The 8,970-nt window shown below is 66.0% G+C and carries 7 protein-coding genes; 6 read left to right on the forward strand and 1 reads right to left on the reverse strand.

The window, feature by feature from the left end; translation table 11 throughout:
- The first annotated feature begins 338 nt into the window (after positions 1 to 338).
- The 5 genes from KNN17_RS18120 (at position 339) to KNN17_RS18140 (ending at position 7,704) form a co-directional block, all read left to right on the forward strand.
- Positions 339 to 833, forward strand: a complete 495-nt coding sequence (locus KNN17_RS18120) for a nucleoside deaminase (protein ID WP_241710304.1) — start codon at positions 339 to 341, stop codon at positions 831 to 833.
- Between the two features lie 15 nt (positions 834 to 848).
- Entirely contained in the window at positions 849 to 2,420 is a 1,572-nt protein-coding gene (locus KNN17_RS18125) for an NCS2 family permease (protein WP_241710305.1), read from the forward strand.
- Between the two features lie 306 nt (positions 2,421 to 2,726).
- A complete protein-coding gene (locus tag KNN17_RS18130) occupies positions 2,727 to 3,923 on the forward strand; it encodes an XdhC family protein (RefSeq protein ID WP_241710306.1) in 1,197 nt (398 codons plus the stop codon).
- The gene (locus tag KNN17_RS18135; RefSeq protein ID WP_241710307.1) at positions 3,914 to 4,867 is read left to right on the forward strand and encodes an FAD binding domain-containing protein; all 954 of its coding nucleotides are present in this window, start codon (positions 3,914 to 3,916) and stop codon (positions 4,865 to 4,867) included. The genes KNN17_RS18130 and KNN17_RS18135 overlap by 10 nt, the downstream gene beginning before the upstream one ends.
- A gap of 2 nt (positions 4,868 to 4,869) precedes the next feature.
- On the forward strand, positions 4,870 to 7,704 hold the full coding sequence (locus KNN17_RS18140) for a molybdopterin-dependent oxidoreductase (RefSeq protein ID WP_241710308.1): 2,835 nt from the start codon (positions 4,870 to 4,872) through the stop codon (positions 7,702 to 7,704).
- Positions 7,705 to 7,753: 49 nt separating this feature from the next.
- Here KNN17_RS18140 and nboR read toward each other — a convergent pair whose 3' ends face one another.
- The gene (gene nboR, locus KNN17_RS18145; RefSeq protein ID WP_241710309.1) at positions 7,754 to 8,383 is read right to left on the reverse strand and encodes a nicotine blue oxidoreductase; all 630 of its coding nucleotides are present in this window, start codon (positions 8,381 to 8,383) and stop codon (positions 7,754 to 7,756) included.
- A 202-nt stretch (positions 8,384 to 8,585) separates the two neighbouring features.
- Here nboR and KNN17_RS18150 point away from each other — a divergent pair, with 202 nt between their 5' ends.
- Positions 8,586 to 8,777 carry a YegP family protein gene (locus tag KNN17_RS18150; RefSeq protein WP_059389468.1) on the forward strand — a complete coding sequence of 64 codons (192 nt, stop codon included), beginning with the start codon at positions 8,586 to 8,588 and terminating at the stop codon, positions 8,775 to 8,777.
- Positions 8,778 to 8,970 lie beyond the last annotated feature (193 nt).

Consider the following 8,970-nt stretch of genomic DNA (forward strand, 5'->3'; position numbering starts at 1 on the left):
CCAGGTTCCGGAGGTCAATCCTGCCGGTGGCACCCAGCGTAGGTGGCTCCCCGAAGTGCGTCAATGTGACCGGCGCCCAAGCCCGGCGCTCGCCCAGCCACCTGCCCGCCACCAAGCTGGAATTTCACATGTTGAAACTTTTTTTCCAGAAACTATGGCGCGGCTCACAACTCCGGTGCTAATCTCAATTTGCCAAAGGCGGGCACCCGGACTCCGGGAAGCTATCTACCAGGCGAAACCTTCAAAAGCACATGCTGAAGCCTGGTAATCGCAGCACTGGTCTGTCATGTTCAGATGCCCCCTGGTTACAGGCTTCCTCAGCACTAAGGAAGTCGCACATGAGTACCACCGTCACGGCCGAACATTTCTTGGCCACTTCCATTGAGCTGGCAACAGCCAATGTCCTCAACAGCGGCGGGCCGTTCGGCGCCGTCATTGTCACTGCGGATGGCCGCGCCTTCGAAGGCGTCAACAGGGTCACCGCTACCAACGACCCCACGGCGCACGCCGAGGTCACCGCGATCCGCAACGCCTGCCGCGAGCTCGGCACCTTCGATCTCAGCGGAGCCACTCTCTACACGAGCTGCGAGCCGTGCCCCATGTGCCTGGCCTCGGCTCTTTGGGCCCGCATCGGCAATGTGGTTTTCGCAGCGGACCGGCACGACGCCGCGTCCGTCGGCTTCGACGACGCCGTCTTCTACGAATACTTCGAGAACGACGACCGGAATACCCTCATGCCGGTCGCCAAACTGGAACTGGGCGACCCCCAGGCGCCGGCCATCCTGGAACCGTTCAACACCTGGAACACGCTTGACTCCAGGATTGACTACTAGGGCCGGTGGCTGAAAATGACAATCCTGGACCCCGCAGAAATGCGAACGGCAACTGAAAAGCAGGCTGCGCCTTCCGGCGCAGGGCAGACAGAGGCACGCGAAAAGCACACGGCAACCGGACTGGCACGGCGGGGCAGCAGCCCCAAGCCCCCGGCGTCGAACTCCTTCCTGGATCGTTTCTTCCAGATCACCAAGCGTGGCTCCACGCTGGCCCGCGAATTCCGCGGCGGCATCGTCACGTTCTTCACGATGGCCTACATCGTTATCCTCAACCCACTGATCCTGGGGGGATTCTCCGCCCAGAACGCACCCACGGACGTGGCCGGCGGATGGTTGTCCGCGGCGCAGGTCGGGGCAGTCACCGGCCTGACCGCCGGCGTCATGACGGTCCTCTTCGGCCTGATCGCGAACCTGCCGTTCGGGCTCGCCGCGGGCCTGGGAATCAACTCGTTCCTCGCCGTAGCCGTCATCCACGAAGTAACCTGGCCGGAAGCCATGGGCCTGGTGGTCATCAACGGCATCCTGATTGTCCTGTTCGGTGTCACAGGTGCCCGGACCGCGATCTTCAAGGCTGTGCCCAAGGAACTCAAGGCCGCCATCACAGTTGGCATCGGCCTGTTCATCGCCTTCATCGGCTTCGTCGATTCCGGCTTCGTCCGCCCCACGAAAGGCGGGCCGCCGGTCCAGCTCGGCACCGATGGTTCCATCACCTCAATACCAACCCTTGTTTTCATTGTCGGTCTGCTGGTCATGGGAATCCTCGTGGCCCGCAAGATCCAAGGCGGCCTCCTGATCGGAATCGTCGCCACCACGGTCCTCGCCGCCGTCGTCGAGGCCGTCATGCACATCGGGCCTGGCAGCGCCGCCAATCCCGGTGGCTGGCACCTCAACACCCCGGTACTGTCCGGCCAGTTGGTTTCCGCCCCGGACTTCAGCCTGGTGGGCCACTTCGACCTCTTCGGTTCGTTCTCGAGGATCGGCGGCCTGGCGGCCACGATGCTGGTGTTCACCCTGGTGTTCACCAACTTCTTCGACGCCATGGGTACCATGACCGGCCTCGCCAAGAGCGCCGGGGTGGCCTACAAGGACGGGACGTTCCCCAAGCTCAAGTCGGCCTTCATCGTCGAAGGCCTGGGCGCGGTAGCCGGCGGCGCGACGTCGGGCTCGTCCAACACCGTGTACATCGACTCCGCGGCCGGCATTGGCGAAGGAGCCCGTACCGGCCTGGCGTCGGTAGTCACCGGGCTGCTGTTCCTGGGCTCGATGTTCCTGACCCCGCTCACGAGCGTGGTTCCGCTCGAGGTCGCAGCCGCGGCGTTGGTAGTCGTGGGTGCCATGATGATGGCGCAGATCCGCGAGATCAAGTTCTCCAAGTTCTCCGTGGCCCTGCCCGCCTTCCTCACCATCGTCACCATGCCGCTGACGTACTCCATCGCCAACGGCATCGGCGTCGGATTCATCTCCTGGGCCGTGATCCATTCGGCAGCAGGGAAGGGCAAGAAAGTCCATCCGCTCATGTGGGTAGTGACCGTGGGCTTCTTGATCTACTTCGCCCGCGGCCCGATCAGCACGCTCATGGGAGGGTAGCCGGCCAGGAGGGTAGCCGGCCATTGAGACGGCGGTCCGGCCGCAAGTCACCGCAATGAATAGGCGTCCGCCGATCGTCACCACCCGCACAACGCGGACGACGACGGCGGGCGGCGGCGAGATGCGGCCGCTCCGCCAAGGACCGGGGCGGGAAATGAGAGGCCCGCCCCGGTCCTCTTCACGCAACGGGGTGCCTGTTTACCCGAAGCTCTCCTGTACCGACGCAAGGAATGAGAATATGAGGCAAGATCGCACACTGCCCCGGGCGGGTTTCCGGTCCGGGACCTCGGTTATGGAGGTGTTGCCATGCTGGATTTGATGCCCTCGCTGGGCACCTGGCGGCCCGCTGTATCCGGCCAACGGTGCGCCGTCGCCACCATCGTGGCCGCGGGAGGCTCCGTGCCCCGGCCCCTCGGCACATCAATGCTGGTTTCCGAATACGGCGACGTGCTTGGCAGCCTCTCCGGAGGCTGCGTGGAAGGCGCCGTGGTGGAGGCCGCCCTTCAAGCAATGCACGACGGCGGCAGCCGCCTCGAGTGGTTCGGCTACAGTGCCGAGGACGCGTTCGCCGTCGGACTCACCTGCGGTGGCGAGTTGGAAGTCCACATCCAGCCAATCCAATCAACCAGCGCCGCCGGGCTTGACCTGGCACTCCTGAACAGCGCCGGTGGCTCTTCCCTGGCACTCATCCGCAGGCTCGACGCGGCGGGAGGCGCCGTCGTCGTTCCTGATCCGGCGGGTTTTTCCGCCGCAGGTTCACGGGAACTTTCGGCCCTTCTCGGCGGGGATGACGCCGTGATCCGCGCGGCCGCGGTCCAGCTCGAACCACTCCTGCATGGAGGCCGTGCGGGCTTGGTGCGGCTCGCTCCGGCCGAGGGCTGCGCGGGCTCAGCGGTGGAAGCCGAACCCCTTACCCTCTTCGTGGAAAGCCGCTTGCCCGCAGCCCGGATGTTGATCTTTGGCGCCAACGACTTCGGCGCTGCATTGCTCCCCGCCGGGAAACTCCTGGGTTACGACGTCACTTTGTGCGATGCGCGGCCTGCCTTTTCGAGCCAGGGCCGATTCCTTGCCGCCGACCGCCTGGTCACCGACTGGCCGCACCGCTACCTTGCCGCGGAAGCAGCCGCGGACCGGATCGATTCCCGCACGGTCGTGTGCGTGTTGACCCACGATCCCAAGTTCGACATTCCGCTGCTGGAAACCGCCCTGGATTTGGATCTCGCCTATGTGGGAGCCATGGGTTCGAGGCGCAGCCACCGCCAGCGGATCGACGGACTGCTGGACTGCGGCGTCCCGGCCGAGGCCCTCGAACGCCTTCATTCGCCGATCGGACTGGATCTGGGCGCGGTCACTCCCGCCGAAGTGGCCGTTTCCATTACCGCCGAAATCCTCGCATCCCGCGCTCCGCACCCGGCCTCCGCCCGGGGTTCGCTCAAAGACGGAACGGGACCGATCCATCAGACCAACACCCTCGAACAAAGCAAGGTGACCCCATGGACATGAACACCATCGAGTCTGTGGTTGCCACCACGGATCCAGGCCAGTGGCGCGACGGCGATGCCTGGCTTGCCGGCGGCACGGTCCTGTTTTCCTACGGCAGCCCGGTGGGCAGCGAAGAACCCCTCAAACGGCTGCTCGATCTGGGGCAAGCAGGCTGGCCCGCCGTCACCGTGAGCGACGCCGGCATTGAGCTGGCCGCCACCTGCACCATCGCCGAGCTCTACGCTGTGCCCGTGTCCGACGCCGTGGCCGGCCGGAACTGGCCGGGACTGGATCTTTTCCGGCCTTGCTGCGACTCTTTCGTTGCGTCCTTCAAGGTGTGGAACATGTCCACCGTTGGCGGCAACGTGTGCACTTCGCTCCCGGCCGGGCCGATGATTTCGCTGTGCGCCGGCCTGGATGCCAAGGCCACCATCCTCGGACGCCACGGCAGCAGCCGAACTGTTCCGGTGGCCGAGTTCGTCACCGGGGACGGGAAAAACTGCCTGGCACCCGGCGAGCTCCTGCGCAGCATCCACCTGCCGGCGTCGGCCTTGGCGGGGAGGGTGGCCTTCCGCCGACTCTCGCTGAGCAACCTCGGGCGATCCGGGGTGCTGCTGATCGGAAGGCTCGACGCCGACGGCGGCCTGGTCCTCAGCGTCACCGCCGCGACCAAACGGCCCGGGCAACTGCGGTTCGCCGCAGCGGAGTTGCCCGACGCCGAGCGGCTGGCCGCCGCCGTCGGGCATTCAATCCCTGCGGAGCTGTACCACGACGACATCCACGGGCTCCCGGAATGGCGCCGCGACATGACCCTTCGCCTGGCCGAGGAGATCCGCTCCGAGTTGCTCGATCCGGTTCCAGACGGACCGCCCACCGTATCGGGCGATTTCTGGCCGCCGCATGCCACGTCGCCGCAACCGTCCACGCAACCTGAATTCAGCACCGAGCAGCAGAAGGAGGCCTGAGCATGGCAATCGAGATCAACGGAACAGCCGCCGAGGCCGCACCCCGCCCGGGCCAGTGCCTTCGGACGTTCCTCCGCGAACAGGGCAACTTCGGCGTCAAGAAAGGGTGCGACGGCGGCGACTGCGGCGCGTGCACCGTCCACGTGGACGGTAAACCCGTGCACAGTTGCATCTACCCGGCCGTCCGCGCCGAAGGCCACTCGGTCACCACCATCGAGGGGCTCTCCAGCGAGGGCGAGCTGCACTCGGTCCAGGAAAAGTTCCTGGAAAACCAGGGCTTCCAGTGCGGCTTCTGCACGGCCGGCATGATGATGACCGCCGCCACCTTCGACGAGGAACAGAAGGCGAACCTCCCGCGAAACCTCAAGGGAAACCTGTGCCGCTGCACAGGCTACCGCTCGATCGCGGACGCGGTCTGTGGCAGTCACGCGCCCGACGGCGGCGTGGCGCGCTCCGGCGCGCCAGCCGGTTCCGGCGCAGTCGCCAAGGGCTCCGGGCAGCTCGGCGACAACGTACCCGCCCCGGCGGGGCACGCCGTCGTCACCGGCACCGCCCGCTACACCCTCGACATCCCGGCAGAACAGCTCCCGGGTCTGCTGCACCTCAAACTGCTGCGCTCGCCGCACGCGCATGCCCGGATCGTTTCCATTGACACGACGGCGGCCCTCCAGCTACCCGGCGTCGTTGCGGTCTTCACGCATGAGGACGCGCCGGACCGGTTGTTCTCGACGGCCCAGCACGAGCTTTACACCGATGATCCCGACGACACCCGCGTCCTCGACGACGTGGTGCGCTTCATCGGCCAGCGGGTTGCCGCCGTCGTCGCCGAATCGGTGGGCGCAGCCGAAGCCGGGGCCCGGGCCATCAAAGTGGAGTACGAACTCCTGGACGCTGTCTTCTCGCCGCAGGAGGCGTTGCTGCCCGGTGCGCCCGCGATCCATGGGGAGAAGGACGGAGAAACGGCCCGGATTTCCCGCCCGCAGAACAACGTCGTGGCGGAGGTCCACTCCGAGCTGGGGAACGTCGAAGCCGGATTCGCGGCGGCCGACTTCATCCACGAGAACACGTACCAGACCCAGCGGGTGCAGCACGTCGCCATGGAAACGCACTGCTCCATCGCATGGGTGGAGCCCTCAGAGAACCCAGGGGAGGACCGGCTCATGGTGCGTTCCTCCAGCCAGGTCCCGTTCCTGGTCCGGCGCACTCTTGCCCGCGTGTTCGATCTTCCCGAAGACCGCATCCGCGTGGTGGCCGGCCGCGTGGGCGGCGGGTTCGGCGGCAAGCAGGAAGTGCTCACCGAGGACCTCGTGGCCATGGCGGCGCTCAAGCTGCGCCGGCCCGTCCAAGTGGAGTTCACCCGGACCGAACAGTTCACCGCCACCACCACTCGCCACCCCTTCACCATCAAGGTCAAGGCGGGGGCGGCCCGGGACGGCCACTTGACCGCGATGCAGGTGGACGTGGTCACCAACACCGGTGCGTACGGAAACCACGCGCCCGGAGTGATGTTCCACGGTTGCGGCGAGTCCTTGGCCGTCTACAACTGCGACAACAAGAAGGTGGATGCCCAGGCCGTGTACACCAACACGGTCCCGGCCGGTGCCTTCCGTGGTTACGGGTTGAGCCAGATGATCTTCGCGATTGAGTCCGCCATGGATGAACTCGCCGTGGGAATCGGCATGGACCCCTTGGACTTCCGGCTCAAGAACATGGTCCGGCCTGGGGACCACATGCTGTCCACGCACCCGGAACCGGAGGAGGACGTCGTCTACGGGAGTTACGGACTGGACCAGTGCGTGGCTCTGGTGCGGGATGCCCTCGAGAGGGGCGAGAAACGCTACCGGGATGCCGGCCTCGACAACTTCGGCCCGGGGTGGGTCACGGGCGTCGGTTCCGCGCTGTCCATGATCGACACCGTTCCGCCTCGAGGGCACTTCGCCCACACGCGCCTCACGCTCCTGCCGGACGGGACGTTCGACGCCGCCGTCGGGACCGCCGAGTTCGGCAACGGCACCACCACGGTCCACGCTCAACTGGCGGCAACCGCCCTGTCCACGACGGCGTCGAACGTGGCTGTTCGCCAGTCCGATACGGACCTCGTGGAGCACGATACCGGCGCGTTCGGCTCCGCAGGAACCGTGGTGGCCGGGCAAGCGACCTTGCTCGCGGCGCAGGAGCTCGCGCTCCGGATCCGGGCGGTGGCGGCCGAGGTCGCCGGTGTGCCGGAGGCGGACTGCGTGCTCGAGGACGGCGCCGTGCGCTGCGGTTCGCGGGTGGTTCCCTTCACCGAGGTGTACGACGCCGCGCGGCAGCAGGGCGTTGAAGCCGCAGCCGAAGGGCGTTGGGGAGGGACTCCGCGTTCGGTCGCGTTCAACGTCCACGGATTCCGCGTTGCCGTGAATACAGGCACGGGGGAGCTGAGGATCCTGCAGAGCGTCCAGGCCGCCGATGCCGGAGTCGTGGTCAATCCACGGCAATGCCGCGGCCAGGTGGAAGGCGGAATCGCCCAGGCGCTGGGTGTCGCGCTGTATGAGGAAGTCCGCGTGAACGACGCAGGCAAGGTCACTACCGACATCCTGCGGCAGTACCACATCCCTTCCTTCGCGGACGTGCCGCGCAGCGAGGTGTACTTCGCGAAAACGAATGACCAGATGGGGCCGCTCGGCGCGAAGTCGATGAGCGAGAGCCCGTTCAACCCCGTGGCGCCTGCGCTGGCCAACGCCATCCGGAACGCTACCGGGGTGAGGTTCGCGGCGCTCCCCATCGCCCGGGACAAGATCTACCTGGCGCTGAAGGACGCCGACGCCTCCACCCCCACCCAACTGACTCGCATTTGATGTCGTTTTGGGGCCTCATAACGGCATCTACTGCGAGTCAGTTGGGGAGCTAGTCGCCGAGGAGGTGCAGCTTGTCCTTCGTGTCCACGTCGGCTCCGTCGGTCAGATCGCTGCAGTCGACGAGCTCCACCAGTCCGGCGTGCGCCTTGAGGAAACGGCGTGCCCCGGCGTCGCCGACGGCGGACTCGGCCACCTCGGCGCGGAGGCCGGCGTCGATGATCAAGGGGTGGCCGCGCCTTAGCTTTGTCGTGTGGCCGCCCTCAAAGGGGGCTTCGGCGTATCCCGCTGCCGTCACCCGGCCAGCCTGGTGGGCTGCCAGGAGCCTGGCGACGACGGCGGGAGTCACCCCGGGTTGGTCCACCAGGGCCACCATGACGTTGTGGCCATGTGTCGCCGCCGCAACACCGGTACGGAACGAGCTGGCCATGCCGGAAGCCCACTCCGGGTTGTCCACCACGAGATACCCTCCCAGGTCCGCCGCGCGGCGGACATCGCCGGCTCCAGCACCGAGCACCACGACTACCTCGCTGCATCCGCCGTCAAGCAACGTCTTGGCGATTACCTCCACCAAGGTCCGGCCGCGGTAAGGCAGCAGCGCCTTCGGGCCGAGGCCCAGGCGGGTCCCTGCACCGCCGGCCAACAGCACACCGACGGTATGCGCGGGGCTGGAATCGTTCATGGGGTTCACCTTATCCATGTGCCTTCGCGAGGTCTCTAGGCTCACCTTGCTTTCCGATATAGGTCTACCGAAAAAGGTTGAATATTACCCGTGGGTAGGCCTTCTGGCAGGCTTCCGTGGCCGATATTCTCTTATGGACTTCACGAGAGTCAGTGGTCATCGAAGGGGATGCAATGACGCATCCGCGGTGGAAAGAGGTTTTATGTCTGGCATTTTCGAAATTTTGGCAGCTGGGGAGCAATCATTCCGTTTCCGGTTGAAGGCCGATGATGGAACGGTAGTGGCGGTGTCGCCCAAGTTCCCGGATATCGCGGCCCTTGTGGCCGGCATCAATGCGGTCAGGGAGAATGCGGCCACAGGATTCGTGGTGGATCGGCGCTCGCTCGGAGCGTAGAAATAAATCGGCGGTAGTGCTCAAGGAGCACTACCGCCGATTCCTTTTTGCAGAGACCTGCCGGGCTTAGTTGTCGCCTCCCGAACCGCCGGTGGTGCCGGCAGTCACGTCGAGGAGCTTGTACCGGTCAATGGCGTACGACGGCGCACTCGGGTCAACCTCGCCCCTCGCCGCGAGGAGTTGGAGGGTTTTC

Source organism: Arthrobacter bambusae, assembly GCF_022606295.1.
In the GTDB taxonomy this organism is placed as follows: domain Bacteria; phylum Actinomycetota; class Actinomycetes; order Actinomycetales; family Micrococcaceae; genus Arthrobacter; species Arthrobacter bambusae_A.

What these genes read in the sequence shown, in the direction of transcription:
- KNN17_RS18120 (WP_241710304.1), top strand. Translation starts at nt 339, where the DNA reads ATGAGTACCACCGTCACGGCCGAACATTTCTTGGCCACTTCCATTGAG.
- KNN17_RS18125 (WP_241710305.1), top strand. Translation starts at nt 849, where the DNA reads ATGACAATCCTGGACCCCGCAGAAATGCGAACGGCAACTGAAAAGCAG.
- KNN17_RS18130 (WP_241710306.1), top strand. Translation starts at nt 2,727, where the DNA reads ATGCTGGATTTGATGCCCTCGCTGGGCACCTGGCGGCCCGCTGTATCC.
- KNN17_RS18135 (WP_241710307.1), top strand. Translation starts at nt 3,914, where the DNA reads ATGGACATGAACACCATCGAGTCTGTGGTTGCCACCACGGATCCAGGC.
- KNN17_RS18140 (WP_241710308.1), top strand. Translation starts at nt 4,870, where the DNA reads ATGGCAATCGAGATCAACGGAACAGCCGCCGAGGCCGCACCCCGCCCG.
- nboR (WP_241710309.1), bottom strand. Translation starts at nt 8,383, where the DNA reads ATGAACGATTCCAGCCCCGCGCATACCGTCGGTGTGCTGTTGGCCGGC.
- KNN17_RS18150 (WP_059389468.1), top strand. Translation starts at nt 8,586, where the DNA reads ATGTCTGGCATTTTCGAAATTTTGGCAGCTGGGGAGCAATCATTCCGT.